Source organism: Advenella kashmirensis WT001 (genome assembly GCF_000219915.2).
GTDB classification, from domain to species: Bacteria; Pseudomonadota; Gammaproteobacteria; order Burkholderiales; family Burkholderiaceae_B; genus Advenella; species Advenella kashmirensis.
The window spans coordinates 1,078,374-1,092,639 of the sequence record NC_017964.1 but is presented as its reverse complement, the minus strand read 5'-3'; the positions used below and the strand labels follow the sequence as shown (position 1 = coordinate 1,092,639).

The 14,266-nt window shown below is 55.3% G+C and carries 8 protein-coding genes and 6 pseudogenes; 6 read left to right on the top strand and 8 right to left on the bottom strand.

The features are described from left to right. Positions 1–6: 6 nt before the first annotated feature. Positions 7–2,475 carry a bifunctional acetate--CoA ligase family protein/GNAT family N-acetyltransferase gene (locus tag TKWG_RS05110; RefSeq protein WP_014749811.1) on the bottom strand — a complete coding sequence of 823 codons (2,469 nt, stop codon included), beginning with the start codon at positions 2,473–2,475 and terminating at the stop codon, positions 7–9. 145 nt (positions 2,476–2,620) lie between these two features. On the opposite strand from TKWG_RS05110, the pseudogene gltX reads away from it, so the two are divergent. From gltX to TKWG_RS24580, 4 genes and pseudogenes are all read left to right on the top strand, one after another. Beyond that, positions 2,621–4,020: pseudogene (gene gltX / locus TKWG_RS05105) on the top strand (glutamate--tRNA ligase). A gap of 705 nt (positions 4,021–4,725) precedes the next feature. Beyond that, a pseudogene (locus tag TKWG_RS05095) lies at positions 4,726–5,354 on the top strand (histone H1-like DNA-binding protein). 200 nt (positions 5,355–5,554) lie between these two features. Then, positions 5,555–5,956: a YggT family protein gene (locus TKWG_RS05090; protein ID WP_014749808.1), complete on the top strand. Its 402-nt coding sequence runs from the start codon at positions 5,555–5,557 to the stop codon at positions 5,954–5,956. Beyond that, positions 5,944–6,105 carry a YggT family protein gene (locus tag TKWG_RS24580; RefSeq protein ID WP_014749807.1) on the top strand — a complete coding sequence of 54 codons (162 nt, stop codon included), beginning with the start codon at positions 5,944–5,946 and terminating at the stop codon, positions 6,103–6,105. Before TKWG_RS05090 ends, TKWG_RS24580 begins: the two co-directional genes overlap by 13 nt. A 59-nt stretch (positions 6,106–6,164) precedes the next feature. Here the strand turns inward: TKWG_RS24580 and TKWG_RS05085 are convergent, their stop codons facing one another. From TKWG_RS05085 to TKWG_RS05055, 7 genes and pseudogenes are all read right to left on the bottom strand, one after another. Then, the gene (locus TKWG_RS05085) at positions 6,165–7,115 is read right to left on the bottom strand and encodes a carbohydrate kinase family protein (RefSeq protein ID WP_014749806.1); all 951 of its coding nucleotides are present in this window, start codon (positions 7,113–7,115) and stop codon (positions 6,165–6,167) included. Between the two features lie 10 nt (positions 7,116–7,125). Then, positions 7,126–8,181: a DUF3426 domain-containing protein gene (locus TKWG_RS21145; RefSeq protein WP_014749805.1), complete on the bottom strand. Its 1,056-nt coding sequence runs from the start codon at positions 8,179–8,181 to the stop codon at positions 7,126–7,128. A 9-nt stretch (positions 8,182–8,190) separates the two neighbouring features. Further along, a pseudogene (gene prmA / locus TKWG_RS05075) lies at positions 8,191–9,107 on the bottom strand (50S ribosomal protein L11 methyltransferase). 58 nt (positions 9,108–9,165) lie between these two features. After that, positions 9,166–10,514 (bottom strand): annotated as a pseudogene (gene accC / locus TKWG_RS05070) (acetyl-CoA carboxylase biotin carboxylase subunit). A gap of 2 nt (positions 10,515–10,516) precedes the next feature. Beyond that, positions 10,517–10,965 (bottom strand): annotated as a pseudogene (gene accB / locus TKWG_RS05065) (acetyl-CoA carboxylase biotin carboxyl carrier protein). A gap of 26 nt (positions 10,966–10,991) precedes the next feature. Further along, complete coding sequence (gene aroQ / locus TKWG_RS05060) at positions 10,992–11,456, bottom strand: type II 3-dehydroquinate dehydratase (protein WP_014749802.1); 465 nt, start codon at positions 11,454–11,456, stop codon at positions 10,992–10,994. 95 nt (positions 11,457–11,551) lie between these two features. Beyond that, on the bottom strand, positions 11,552–12,082 hold the full coding sequence (locus TKWG_RS05055; protein ID WP_014749801.1) for a TlpA family protein disulfide reductase: 531 nt from the start codon (positions 12,080–12,082) through the stop codon (positions 11,552–11,554). A 206-nt stretch (positions 12,083–12,288) separates the two neighbouring features. Between TKWG_RS05055 and mpl the strand changes: the two are divergent. Both mpl and TKWG_RS05045 read left to right on the top strand, forming a co-directional pair. Then, positions 12,289–13,676: pseudogene (gene mpl, locus TKWG_RS05050) on the top strand (UDP-N-acetylmuramate:L-alanyl-gamma-D-glutamyl-meso-diaminopimelate ligase). Continuing rightward, positions 13,673–14,254: a YqiA/YcfP family alpha/beta fold hydrolase gene (locus TKWG_RS05045; RefSeq protein ID WP_014749798.1), complete on the top strand. Its 582-nt coding sequence runs from the start codon at positions 13,673–13,675 to the stop codon at positions 14,252–14,254. The pseudogene mpl and the gene TKWG_RS05045 overlap by 4 nt, the downstream one beginning before the upstream one ends. Positions 14,255–14,266 lie beyond the last annotated feature (12 nt).

Below are 14,266 nucleotides of genomic sequence, written 5' to 3'. Positions count from 1 at the left end.
CCAGGATCAGGCCGATTCCGCCATGGTCAGCGGCAGCCAGACTCGACGCATCGACGGATCTTCCGCATCTTCTTCGTTAATGAAACCCAGGGAGGTCATCAAATGCAGCATGGGCCGGTTGCTTGAGAGTACCACGCCCTCAAGATAGCTCAGTTGCTGCTGGCGGGCAGCCATGATGAGCGCTTCCATGAGGCTGCTTCCGAGACCGCGTTTTTGCCATTGGTCGCTGATGACCAGAGCATATTCCGCGCCCACGCCGTCAGCATTGCGCAGGTAATGCGCCAGGCCGATAATGATCTCCTGCGGTAAACCACGGTTGGCAGGATTGGGGATTTGCGTGGTCGCCACCAGGGCAAGTTCGCGATGATAGTCCACATACGTATAGCGGGTGAGCATCTTGGGCGTGAGTTCACGCATCATGGACACAAAACGCATATAGCGTGATTTTTCAGAAAGTCCGCGAATGAATTCCTGCAACGCATCGGCATCCTCGGGGCGGATGGGGCGCAATATCCAGGGCGAACCATCTGTAAAAACACGATTCTGAACCAAATGCGTCGGGTACGGATAAATGGCCATATGACTGAAGCCGGTTTTCTGCGGGATCAACGCAGGCAGCGACTTGGCCAGACGGATGCGGATTTCGCGGACATGCAGGTCGCGATAGCCAAGGATGATCGGATCCAGCTCCATGGCCTCAATGGCCGGCAACTCGCTGACCATTTCGCTGATCGTTTCCAGCAACCCCTGCAACTTGCGCAGGATCTGCGGCTCGACATAGGACTGCAGCTCCTGACGCCAGACCCGGCTGCGCTCGATCAGCTTGCCTGCCAGGTTCAGATTCAACGGCGGCAGATCCACGCCCCGATCCGAGGCGGAAAAGCGAACCATATGCCCGCCCTCTCCGAACCAGATCCACGGCCCGAAAACCGGATCGCACCTGACGCGGATCATAACGGAAGGCACATCATCCAGTGAACTGAAGCGCTCATCTTCTTCGTCGCGTTCCCAACGCACATCCGGATGAAAGCATTCGACCAGATCAATGCATTGCTGGCGGGTAAGCTCGCCTGCTGCAACACTGCCTGCCGCCTCCAGAATCGCGCGCGCCTGCTCGAGTTCAGCCGGCCGCTGCCCGGAATGCACATAACGGGTTTGCTGCAACAGTTGCTGGTTATAGTGATAAGAAGTGAGCGACAAAACGGCACTAAGCGCTGTTTCAGGCGTGCGAAAGGCGGGCATGCCCGCCTGATCAAGCAAGCGGCGCAAAGGGCGCATTTTTGCTTCCCCCAGCAGGCAGGTCACAATCGGCTTCTTCGCGCCAGGTGCAAATGCAGCCAGCGCCTTGACCACTTGCTGCATATCGCAAAACTCGTCCGGCGCCAGAATGACCATGACGGCATCCACCTGACTATCTGCTATCAGGCACTGCAAGCCATCGATCAGCGCTTCGGGCGTCAGGGGAACATAAGGTATGACCGGATTATCAACCAGCGTACTGACGCCAAAAATTTCACTCAGACACTTGACCGTGCCCTGCGTAAGCGGCGCCATCGACATGGAACTGTCCGCAGGTATCGCATCCTGCACCAATTGCGCCGAAGCGCGACCATTGGCAAGCATGGCAATTTTGCCACCTCGGGGCCTTCTGGCATACGACATGGCCTTGATGGCCGCAAACAGTTCGACAAAATAATTCACGCGGATCGCGCCCGCGCGCCTGAGCGCGGCATCCAGCACCACGTCGCTCCCGGATAAATCCGGGTCGGCCCGACCGGCACGCAATACGATCACCGGCTTGACGCTGGAAGCGGCTCGCAATGCACTAATCAGCTCCCGGCCCGAAGTGAGCTTGTCCAGGTACAACGCAATACTGTCCGTGCGGGGATCGGTTGCCAGGTATTCGACCAGCTCCGGCAGATCGACATCGGTCACTTCCCCCAGTGATACGGCAGCCGACAGTCCGAGATTGACATCTTCGGCCCAGTCGATGATCGAACGCAACAGCATTCGCGATTGTGATATCACGGCAATCCGACCTGCGCGTGGCTGCATCTGTGCCAGGCTCAGGTTCAGATTCAAATGCGGGCGATAAATACCGAAGGCGCGTGGCCCCAGCAGCATGACTCCATGTTCCCGGCACCAATCCTGGATCAAATCACGAGTGTCCTGCGGCGCCTGATCAACTACCTGGCCGGGCAACAACAGAACAGCGCGCGGGGGTGCCACCGCCATCTGCTGCAAAACGGCACCCAACAATCCGGACCGGACACATATCACAGCAAGATCACGGCCGGGCGTCATCGTCCAATGCCGCAATTGCTGCTGCGCCGAGCTCAGGTCGTCTGGCAGTGGCAACAGATCGGTGGAAGCTTTCAGGTAGGCGGGAACCTGTGCGAAAACAGCAAGCTCAGTGTCCGCTATGACGCAGAGCGAGCGTGGTTCAAAAAATGCCGCGAGTCGGTGACGCAACATACATCCTCTTGGGGTTGAATGATTTGAACGGGCCAGATCTTTTTATATAAACAGCTGATTCGTTTGCTCTGGTCATTCATAACATTTTAAACTGACTCTCTTCTGATTTATCCAATTGCCGAGCAATCACAATGAATACGTCCCAATCTGCCCGACAGCAGTTCGCACCCGGTTCGCGCCCTCTCCTACCGGCTATCTTCACCTGGGAGGTGCACGCACCGCCCTGTTTTCGTGGGCCTTCGCCCGCCATCACAACGGCACATTCGTGCTGCGCGTCGAAGATACCGACGTGCAGCGCTCTACGCCGGAAGCGGTGCAGGCCATTCTGGACGGCATGAAATGGCTGTCACTGGATGCAGACGAAGGTCCCTTCTATCAGATGCAGCGAATCGATCGCTATAAGCAGGTGCTGGCATCCATGCTGGAAGCAGGCACGGCCTACTACTGCTACAGTAGCCCGGAAGAAGTAGAACGCATGCGTGAAACGGCCAAGGCGCAGGGACGCAAGCCAAAATATGACGGCACCTGGCGGCCGGAGCCAGGCAAAACCCTGCCGCCCGTGCCGGAAGACCGCAAGCCGGTTGTCAGGTTCCGCAATCCACTTGAAGGCGCAGTGACCTGGAACGACATGCTCAAAGGTCCCATTTCAATCGACAATGCCGAGCTTGACGATCTGATCATTGCCCGCCCCGACGGTACGCCGACCTACAATTTCTGTGTGGTGGTAGACGATCACGACATGCAAATTACTCATGTGATCCGTGGAGATGACCATGTCAACAACACGCCCCGCCAGATCAATATTCTGAAAGCGCTGGGCGCCACGGTACCTGAGTATGGACATCTGCCGATGATTCTTGGCCTGATGGCCAGAAACTGTCCAAGCGCCACGGTGCAGTCAGCGTCATGGAATACGATGTGCAGGGCTATCTTCCCGAAGCCATGATCAATTATCTGGCCAGATTGGGCTGGAGTCATGGGGACCAGGAACTGTTCACACGCGATCAGTTCGTGCAGTGGTTCGATACGCGCAATCTTTCAAAATCTGCCGCGCAATGGGATCCTAAAAAACTCAATTGGGTAAATGCGCACTACATCAGGGAACTGACCGATGACGCATTGGTCGCCCATGTTGCGCCGCGCATTGCCGCTCGTGGCGGCAACACTGCCGGCCTGGATCTGGTCGCCATTTTGAATCTGTTCCGCGATCGGGCAGAGACACTTGAACAACTGGCCGATAACGCGATGCTCTTTTGCGCCCCGTATCAGCCGGCAGATCCACAACTTGCCGCGACCGTGCTGACCGAAGAGGCACGTGCAACGCTGAAGAAATTCGCCGCAGCAGCTGCCGCGCTGGAGTCATGGGATGCACCTGCACTGGCCGCACTGGTCAAACAGTTTCTGGCCGACAACAGCTTGAAAATGCCGCAACTTGGTATCCCATTGCGGGTTGCCGTCACAGGCCAAAAACAAACGCCCGCCATTGACGCGGTCCTGGCCATTCTGGGTCGCGATCTCGTTCTACAACGGCTCGATAAAGTTTAACGTTCGCTGCAAACCTGGCAGATTGATGTGATGCCAAAAGAAAAAAACGCTGCTTCATTTGCAGCGTTTTTCTTTTAAGCGCGCATCTTGTTGCGAAAATGTTGGTTTTTAACAAAACCGCTCACAACACATAAGCCGATGCTTTTACTGTTTGAGCAAAGCCGTGTCGGGCAAGCGCGCAAGCAGTTGAATGCAGCGAGACCAATTGGGATAATCGAGCGTATCCAAACAACACGCAAGCGACGCCGGTTTACATGCCATGCGTTTTTTAAATTTACACGAACGGCGCAAAGCGTTGCAAACACTGGCTTTGCGAAACACGGCATGAATTTTAAACAAGCAGAATGGCGACGATGCACCATCCGGGATCCACCGATCATGCACTTGCGATTGCAATTAAAAAACACAGTTGAAATGGATATCTGCAATTTGAAAAATCACTGCGCATGCTCAAGATGAAAATTTCAGGTGAATACAAAACACCCGATCAATCGCCCCGAGAGCTTAATAAATTGAGTTAAGCCAATAATATCAATAAGAAATTCTTTCGTTATACGACGTTATGCGTTACCCTTACGCTTATGATGGAATTTGAATTCATTTCATCAGATCCATTTGAGATGTTTCGCACACAGCGTGGGGAACATATCAAATGGTAGTTAAGCCAAGCTCTTTCGTTGCTTGTCTTGAATTATATCTACGTAGATGTATTTTAAATTTGTGATTAGGACCCTTTCTAAGGAGCAATATCATGCTACTACCGCCAAGAAAGCTGTAAAGAAAGCTGCAGCAAAACCTGCAGCCAAGAAAGCAGTTGCCAAAAAGGCCCCTGCCAAAGAAAGCAGTTGTGAAGAAAACACCTGCCAAAAAAGTCGTTGCTAAAAAAAGCAGTCGCTAAAAAAACAGTTGCCAAAAAAGCACCAGCCAAAAAGGCAGTTGCCAAGAAAGCCGTAGCTAAAAAGACAGTCGCTAAAAAAGCACCTGCCAAAAAAGCCGTTGCCAAGAAAGCCGTTGCTAAAAAAGCACCTGCCAAGAAAGCGGTTGCTAAAAAGGCCGTAGCTAAAAAAGCACCAGCCAAGAAAGCCATTGCTAAAAAAGCCGTAGCTAAAAAAGCACCGGCCAAAAAAGTTGTTGCCAAAAAGGCGCCTGCCAAGACAGTAGCGAAAAAGGCACCTGCAAAAAAGCCGGTCGCTAGGAAGGCACCTGCTGCCAAAAAGCCCGTCGTGAAAAAAGCGCCGGCTGCCCCAGTAGCAGAAACAGTGTCCGCCGATGATGCAAAAACCGCAAGCAATACGTCTGCAGCATGGCCATTCCCAACGGGTGGTCGTCCTTAAGACGCGGCACCAGTCCGGTTATAATGATGTTGCCCTCTCGGACAGCACATTGATATCCGTAACGCAGGGAGTCCCGGTGACCCCCTGCGTCGCCGCTTCGATCAAGTTCGAATGTTTTGATCGAAGCGGGCCGCAGCAGTATTGATCAAGCCGTCCGGCCTTTGGTTGGGCGGTTTTTTATTTTGTCGGGCCCGTAAATCATGATCTCTTCCATACTCACTTTTCTGATCTCGACAGTATTTTCGCTGCTGATTTCCGTATTCCTGCTCAGAGCCTGGATGTACTGGGTACGAATTCATCCGTTCACCCCGTACGCGCGCCTGATCAATAACATCACCGATTGGGCTGTCGTCCCCTTGCGCACGATCCTGCCCACGGGGAACAAGATCGATAGCGCCTCTTTACTCATGGCGTTTATTTGCGCCGCGGTGGAACTGCTGCTGATGATGTCGGTTAGCGGTTTTGGATTTGCAGACGGACTGTTACTGCGCCTGCCGGTTGTTGCCCTGCTGATGACTGTGAAATGGGCGCTGAGCCTGGCCACCATGGCTACTGTATTTTTCAGGCGATCCTGTCCTGGATCAACCCCATGCAGCCGGTGATGCCGGTGCTCAACACGCTGCTGGCCCCGCTGCTTGATCCGATTCGCCGCTTTATGCCCCGCACGGGAATGATCGATTTCTCACCCCTGGTGCTGATTCTTATTCTGCAGGTATTACAAATCGCACTTGCCAGCCTGATGCCTTTTTAAGCTCTATTTGGCCACACTATACACTGCCAGCCCAGTTAAATTGGGCTGGCATTTTTTTATCAGCCTGCATTCGCAGGCAGTTGCAGGCCGTAATTGGCCTGCAGCAAGCCCGAAATCTCATCCCGTGACGGACTGTGATTTTGCGGCCCCTGGGAGGCGATTTTGATGGCGCCCATAATGCCACCCAGTTTGCAGGCGTCTTCAAATGACCAGCCCTGTGTCAGTCCATACAGCAAGCCGCCCCGATGCGCGTCGCCACATCCCGTAGGGTCGTTCACGGCGACAGCCTTGCAAGGCGCAATGGCGCGCCGGCTGCCGTTTTCGTACAGCGTCGCCCCTTCTGCGCCGCGCGTCACAATGATGGCTCGCAGCCCGTCAGCCAGCTCATCGATCGATTTTTCCATGCGCTGCTCTACCACGGATGCTTCATAGTCGTTGAAGGTCCAGACATCTGCCAACGCATGCATGTCTTCAAGATCCTGGCGATCAAACAGGGGCATGGCCTGACCCAGATCGAAAATAAACGGAATCTTTGCAGCATGCATGGCACGGGCATGCTTGAACATCCCGTCCTTGGCGTCGGGAGCAACAATACCCCAGGCCGCAGACTCGCCGCTTACATCGTTTTCAGTGGAGCGCGTCATGGCCCCCGGGTGGAAAGCTGCGATCTGATTACCATCCAGATCGGTAGTGATATGGCATTGTGGCGTGAACATATCATCGAGCACACGCACCAGACGGGTCTCAATGCCTTGGCTGCTCATGCGCGCCAGATAGTCGCTTGCATCCGGCCCCACAGTGGCCACAGGCACCGGGTTGCCGCCAAGCAGTCTGAGGTTGTAGGCAATATTGCCCGCGCAACCGCCAAATTCCTTACGCATCGTGGGTACAAAGAAGGACACGCTCAGTGACTTGATATTGCCCGGCAGGATATGATCCTTGAAATGACCCTCAAAGGTCGTGATGGTGTCAAAGGCCACCGAACCGCAAATAAGAACTGCATTATTCATTGAAAAACCTTCAGGGATAAAACAAACTTAATTCGAAACCGGCCACGTCTGTACGACTGACCTGTATCGGTAAATTAATGGAGATCTCGTCATTTGGCTGGAAAGCGCGCTTTTGCGCGTCGGGCAACAAATACTCTTGCGGTTTAATAATGCGGCGGGCAGAAACGGATTCGGACGCATCTTTCAGACTGAGCACCAGCGACGGTAACGGCTGGGCGATCGTATCGTTATTTTTGATGACGGCATGCAGGCTGAAAGCGCGGGTCTCGGGCGCAGGCGACGGCGTATTCACCTGGCGCAAGGCCGGCTTCAGAATGGCCAGATGTCGCACGGAGCGCGTATAACCGACCTGACAGCCAACAAAACTGCACAGCTGTACCAGTTTGGGTCGCAAGGTTGGCGCTACGCTGACGATCTGATTACGAAAGACAATGGCGCCCTGGCCGAACAGAACAATGAGAGCAAACAATACGGCCAGAAACCAGATCAGACCACTGCCGCTGCTGCGCTCAGGATCATCGTATTCCGTGTCGCGCTGAACGCGACGGCGATACTGCCCTTCCACATGTACCTGGGACGATGCGCCCCGCTGGTCCTGATAATAGGCGCCGCTACCCGACAGGCTGGGCGCGCCCACGACAAAGCGCTCGCCCGCTCCCCGGTCTGTGTCCTGAGCCCTGCGTATTTGCGGCGCCGGCCCGTCGTCTTCCAATTCCCTATGGTCCTGGTCATCCTCATCGTCCAGCGTCGGCTCAATCGCTCGATCCATGCGTGGATCCGCTGCAGCTGCACGATATCGCCCCGCCGACTCAGGCAATTTATCCGGGCGATCGCCGGCGCGCGCGGGATTATGATATACCGGTCCTGACTCAGAACGGACAGCGAACGCATCCGCGTCCGTCTTGTCAGCCTGCAATACCGGAAAATCGGGATCATCATCCACTGCGTGATCAAAAGCATTGAAAACAGTGGAGCAAACGCCGCAACGCACCTTGCCGTTACGCACATTCAGCTGCGCCGGCGTCACATCAAAGCTGGTACTGCAATCTGGGCAACGCGTTTTCATACAAGTCTCTCAGGTCTTCTTGCGGGTGCCGGCCAGGCATACCCAGCCCTCATGGCTGCGCCACACCGACATGTCGATCCAAGGCGCATAGGCTGCGGCAACTTCTTGCGCCTGGCGCTCCAGAACACCCGACAGAATAAGCCGGCCAGCTGGTGCCACGCGGCCGCACAGCATGGGCGCAAGCACTTTCAATGGATTTGACAGAATATTGGCTACCACCACATCAAAGGTGCCAGCCGCAGCCCATCGGGCAGGCAGGCGGCGACCTGCACCCTGTTGTTCTGGGCATTGTACTCAGTAGACTGCACTGCCTGCTCATCGATATCGACGCCGACAACATCGCGGGCGCCAAGTTTGGCTGCAATAATGGCAAGAATCCCGGAACCGCAACCGTAATCGAGCACCGTTTGCTGATTCTGCAGATTGGCGGCAAGCCACTGCGCGCACAAATGCGTGGTTGGGTGACTGCCGGTGCCAAACGCCAGCCCCGGATCCAGTTCAATCAGAATGGGATTGCCCTTTCCATCGGCACTGGGCACCTGGGGATTTTCACGGTGCCAGCTGGGTACGATCCAGATCTGATCGGTAATGCTGATAGGTTCAAACTGCGATTGCGTCAGCCTCACCCAATCGGTGTCTGCAACTTCACGCAGCACGGCCGAATCGGAGTAGTCTTCGCCGCTCTGCTGCTCAAGCGCTTCCAGCAACGTTTCAGGTGCTATGTCGTCAGGCAGCAGGGCAACAACACGATTGTGATGCCAGGCCTGAACATCGGGCTCTCCACCCGGCTCTCCGAAAAGCGGCGTTTCGCGCTCGGTACCCGAATCGGCGTCCTCGACAGACACCGACAGCACGCCAAGTTCGAGCAATATGTCCGACAGCGCTTCCGCCCGGTCTTCCGAGCATGATAAAACAAGTTCCCGCATGGCCTATCCTCTTGCGTCATTGCGAAAAAAGGTCCGAAGACCTTTTCTGCTGACTCGATTATTTTGCTCGCTGTTCGAGTTTGTGTTCCAGATAATGGATACTGGTTCCACCCTCGGCAAAACGTGCATCGGTCATGAGTTCGCGATGCAGTGGGATGTTGGTCTGAATACCTTCCACGACCATTTCAGACAGAGCCAGGTTCATGCGGGCGATGGCCTGCTCACGCGTGTCGCCGAAAGTAATGAGCTTGGCGATCATAGAGTCATAGTTGGGAGGCACCCGATAGCCATTGAATACATGCGAATCGATACGAATGCCCGGGCCACCGGCCACATGCCAGTTGGTGATCAGACCTGGCGATGGCATGAAGGTATACGGATCTTCGGCATTGATACGACACTCGATGGCATGCCCTTTAAAGGTAATGTCACGCTGGCGCAGCTTGAACGGTTCGCCCGCAGCGATAAAGATCTGCTGCTGTACCAGGTCGATGCCGGTGATGCATTCGGTGATGGTGTGCTCAACCTGAATGCGGGTATTCATTTCAATGAAATAGAATTCGTCGTTTTCGTACAGGAACTCGAAGGTGCCAGCACCGCGATAACCCATTTTGCGGCAGGCTTCGGCGCAGCGCTCGCCTATGCGCTCGATCAGCTTGCGCGGAATGCCGGGGGCCGGCGCCTCTTCAATCACTTTCTGGTGGCGACGCTGCATGGAGCAATCGCGCTCGCCCAGCCAGACGGCGTCTTTTTTGCCGTCTGCAAGGATCTGGATCTCAACGTGACGTGGATTTTCAAGATATTTTTCCATGTACACTTCGGGATTATTGAATGCTGCCTGCGCTTCCGCCTTGGTCAGATTCACCGCGCTCACCAGGCCGCTTCAGTGTGGACCACGCGCATGCCGCGCCCGCCACCGCCACCAGCGGCCTTGATGATGACCGGATAGCCCACCTTGCGTGCCGTTTCCAGCAGGAAGGCCGGATCGTCGGGCAACGCGCCTTCGGAGCCTGGCACCACCGGTACGCCAGCGGCGATCATGGCCTGCTTGGCGCTGACCTTGTCACCCATGACGCGGATGGTTTCCGGACGAGGACCAATGAACACAAAGCCGGAGCGCTCCACACGTTCGGCGAAATCGGCGTTTTCTGCCAGGAAACCATAGCCTGGGTGAATCGCCTCGGCATCGGTGACTTCTGCAGCAGAAATAATGGCCGGCATATGCAGATAACTCTGCTGGGCCGGCGCTGGGCCGATACATACCGACTCGTCGGCCAGGCGTACGTATTTGGCATCACGGTCGGCCTCAGAGTGCACGACCACCGTTTTGATACCCAGTTCGCGGCAGGCGCGCTGGATACGCAGGGCAATTTCACCCCGGTTTGCAATCAGGATTTTTTCAAACATACTCACGCAATCACGAAAAGTGGTTGGCCAAACTCAACGGGTTCGCCATTTTCAACCAGGATTTCCCGAATCACACCGGATTTATCCGCTTCGATTTCATTGAGCAGTTTCATGGCTTCAATAATGCACAGCGCATCGCCTTCGGCAACCGTGGCGCCCACTTCAACGAATGGGGGCGAACTGGGGTTGGGCGCGCGGTAAAAAGTGCCGACATGGGTGACTTGACAATATGGCCGGTAGGCGCTGCCGGTGCGGCAGGAGCAGCGGCGGCGCCTGCCGCGGGAGCTGCGGCGGCGACAGGTGCCGGCTGTGGCTGAGCCGGAGCTACCGGTTGCAGAGTCTGGGAGAACTTGACAATGCGGACCTTGCCTTCACCTTCGGTGATTTCAAGTTCTGCGATGCCAGATTCGGCAACCAGATCTATTAACGTTTTCAGTTTTCTGAGATCCATATTAATTCCATGCTTCAAGTTGATTGTCAGACAGACACCGTTTTCCGGGCCTGTTTAAAATGATGTTTTATCGCGTATTGCAAGGCTGCCATGTAACCATCGGCCCCAAGCCCGCAGATGACGCCAACGGCCTTGTCTGCCAGATAGGAGTGATGCCGGAAAGATTCGCGCTGATGTACATTGGAAATATGTACCTCTATGAACGGAATGGCCACGGCGCCGAGGGCATCGCGCAAGGCGACACTGGTATGGGTGTACGCTGCGGCATTGATGACGATGAACGCGGTATTGTTACGCGCGGACTGGATTTTTTCGACCAGCTCGCCTTCGTGGTTGCTTTGGAAGCATTCGCATTGCACACCGGCTTCGCTTGCGGCAAGCATTAATGCTTCGTGAATGTCCTGAAGTGTCTGCCGACCGTAGACATCCGGTTCGCGCGTACCCAGCAGATTCAGATTAGGACCATTAAGAACCAGTACCTTTTGCGTCATTGAGCGCCAGTCTATAAGCAAATAAACTCGTATTTAACGGCAATTTCATGCTTTTGTCTATTAAAATCTACCAATCTGTCAGTCTTGGCGCCGCCTCAGGCATGCTGGCGCGCGAATGCAGCCAGCCCATCCATCTCAATTTCACCCAGGATCGTGGCCAGCGGTCTGGCCTTGCCGTCCAGTACCAGTGTAAATGGCAGCCCGCCCTTGGCGTTGCCCAGCTTGCGCATTAGCGCGATCTTACCTGCACCTGCCGTCAGTAACGGGTAAGATACCGGCGTTTTACGCGCAAACGCTTCAATATTGGCAACAGTATCAAGTCCGAGACCCACGACACTGACCGATGGCTGTTTTTTATGCAATGCGTCCAGCGCGGGCATTTCCCGGATACACGGGGCACACCACGAGGCCCAGAAATTGACAATGGCCAGCCGGCCATCTATTGCCTCACGCAACGATACGGCCGCGCCACTCAGATCGGGCAATGACAGGTCCAGCAGCTCATTGAGTGCCGCCCTGTCCACGATCGACACGTCCTCATTCAGCTTCGCGCCGGCCCGCGCCGGTCGGGTCATTAACAAAAAGGGCAGGACCAGGCCCGCCCCAACTAACTGTCTACGATTCATCCTGTATTACTCATTCTGTTTTAAACGTTGTATGAAAATAACAGCACGGCTGGGCAGGAACGGGACTAGCCACGGGTTCCGGCACTCGAAACCATGTACGCTATAACAACTGCTATATGACATACGTATTGCTAATTCTACCTACTGAGCGACGCAATTGCCGCGATGTGACTGATTCCGCTTAAAATACCGCTCAGGAGAAATTTATGCATTTACATATCTTGGGCATTTGCGGCACTTTCATGGGCGGTCTGGCCCTGATTGCACGCGCAGCCGGACATCAAGTCACAGGCTGCGATAGCGGCGTGTACCCTCCCATGAGCACACAGTTGCAGGAACAGGGTATCGAATTGATCGAAGGATTCGATGCCGCCCAGACTCGCCTTAAACCCGATCTGTTTGTGATCGGCAACGTCGTTACGCGTGGCAACCCCCTGATGGAAGCCATTCTTGACCAGGGGCTGCCGTATGTGTCAGGTCCTCAATGGCTGGGAGATCACGTCCTGCAACATCAGCACGTGCTTGCCGTAGCAGGCACGCATGGCAAGACGACCACCAGCTCCATGCTGGCCTGGATCCTGCAGGATGCGGGACTGGAACCCAACTTTCTGATTGGCGGCATTGCCACCAACCTAGGCATTTCAGCGCGTTACAATCAGGCGCAACGCTATTTTGTCATCGAGGCCGACGAATACGATACGGCTTTTTTCGACAAGCGTTCAAAATTTGTGCACTACCATGCCCGCACGGCAATCCTGAATAACCTTGAATACGATCACGCAGATATCTTCCCTGATCTTGCTGCCATCGAAACGCAATTTCATCATCTGGTCAGGACCGTACCGCAAAGCGGCTGCATTATTCACCCGCCACAGGATCAGGCGCTCTCACGGGTAATACAGCGCGGCTGCTGGTCACAACAGGATCAGTTCGGCCCGGGTGGGCGCTGGACCTTCGACGCGGAACAGGCCGACATGGGCAGTTTCACTGTCCTGCATGACGGCCAACCCCAGGGACAGGTCAACTGGACGCTCACGGGCGCGCACAATGCCAATAATGCCTTGGCTGCCATTGCCGCTGCCAGCCATGTCAATGTGTCAGCGGCCACCGCCATTGCCGCGCTGTCTCGGTTTTCCGGCATCCGCCGTCGTATGGAACTGCGCGGCACCGTTAATGGAATCCAGGTTTTTGACGATTTTGCCCATCATCCCACCGCCATTCAAACAACGCTGGACGGCTTGCGCAAGCAAGTTGGATCGCGCCGCATTCTTGCCGTACTCGAACCCCGTTCCAACACCATGAAACTGGGCACGATGGCTGCCAGACTGCCGCAGGCCCTGGCTCTGGCCGACCGTATTTACTGTTTCGGTGCCAGAACCGGCAAGCATGCGCTCGGCTGGGACCCGGCCAACGTCTTTGCCGACAGCCCCGTACCCGCCCAGGCTACGACGATCTGGACTTGCTGGTTCAGGACGTCAGCCGGCAGGCACAGCCCGATGACGTGATTCTGGTCATGAGCAATGGCGGCTTTGGCGGCATCCACGAAAAACTGCTGCAGGCACTGCAACAGACGGCCACGCAAACTGTCTCATGATTCTCTATCTGCACGGCTTTCGTTCGTCTTCTCTTTCCGCCAAATCGCAGCAATTGCAACAAGCGATGGCTGCCGCCGGTCGCTCGCAGGAACTGGCGGCGCCCGATTTGCCGGATGATCCGCAAGCCGCCATTGCATTGGCCATGGCGCATGCAAAGCAGCTGTGCCCGTCTGGTAATATGCAGGACCTGACAGTGATCGGTTCCTCGCTTGGCGGCTACTACGCCACCTGGCTCAAGGAGGAATTGAACTGCAAGGCAGTCCTGATAAATCCGGCCATATACGCAGTACGTGACCTGTCCACGCAACTGGGCCACACCACCAAATTTCACAGTGATGCGTCTTTTTCATTTACGGCGGCGTCCGTACGGGCGCTGGCCAGTCTGTATCGTCCCGTTCTGACCAACATGCAGCGCTATTATCTGCTTGCCTGCACTGACGACGAAGTGCTGGACTGGCAGGAAATGACTCATCGCTACGATGGCGCACGCCTCACACTGATACAGGGAGGGGATCACGCATTTTCCATGTTTGAACGCTACCTTCCTGCCATTCTCGATTTCACCGCCTCCAAGTAGGAACTCATATTC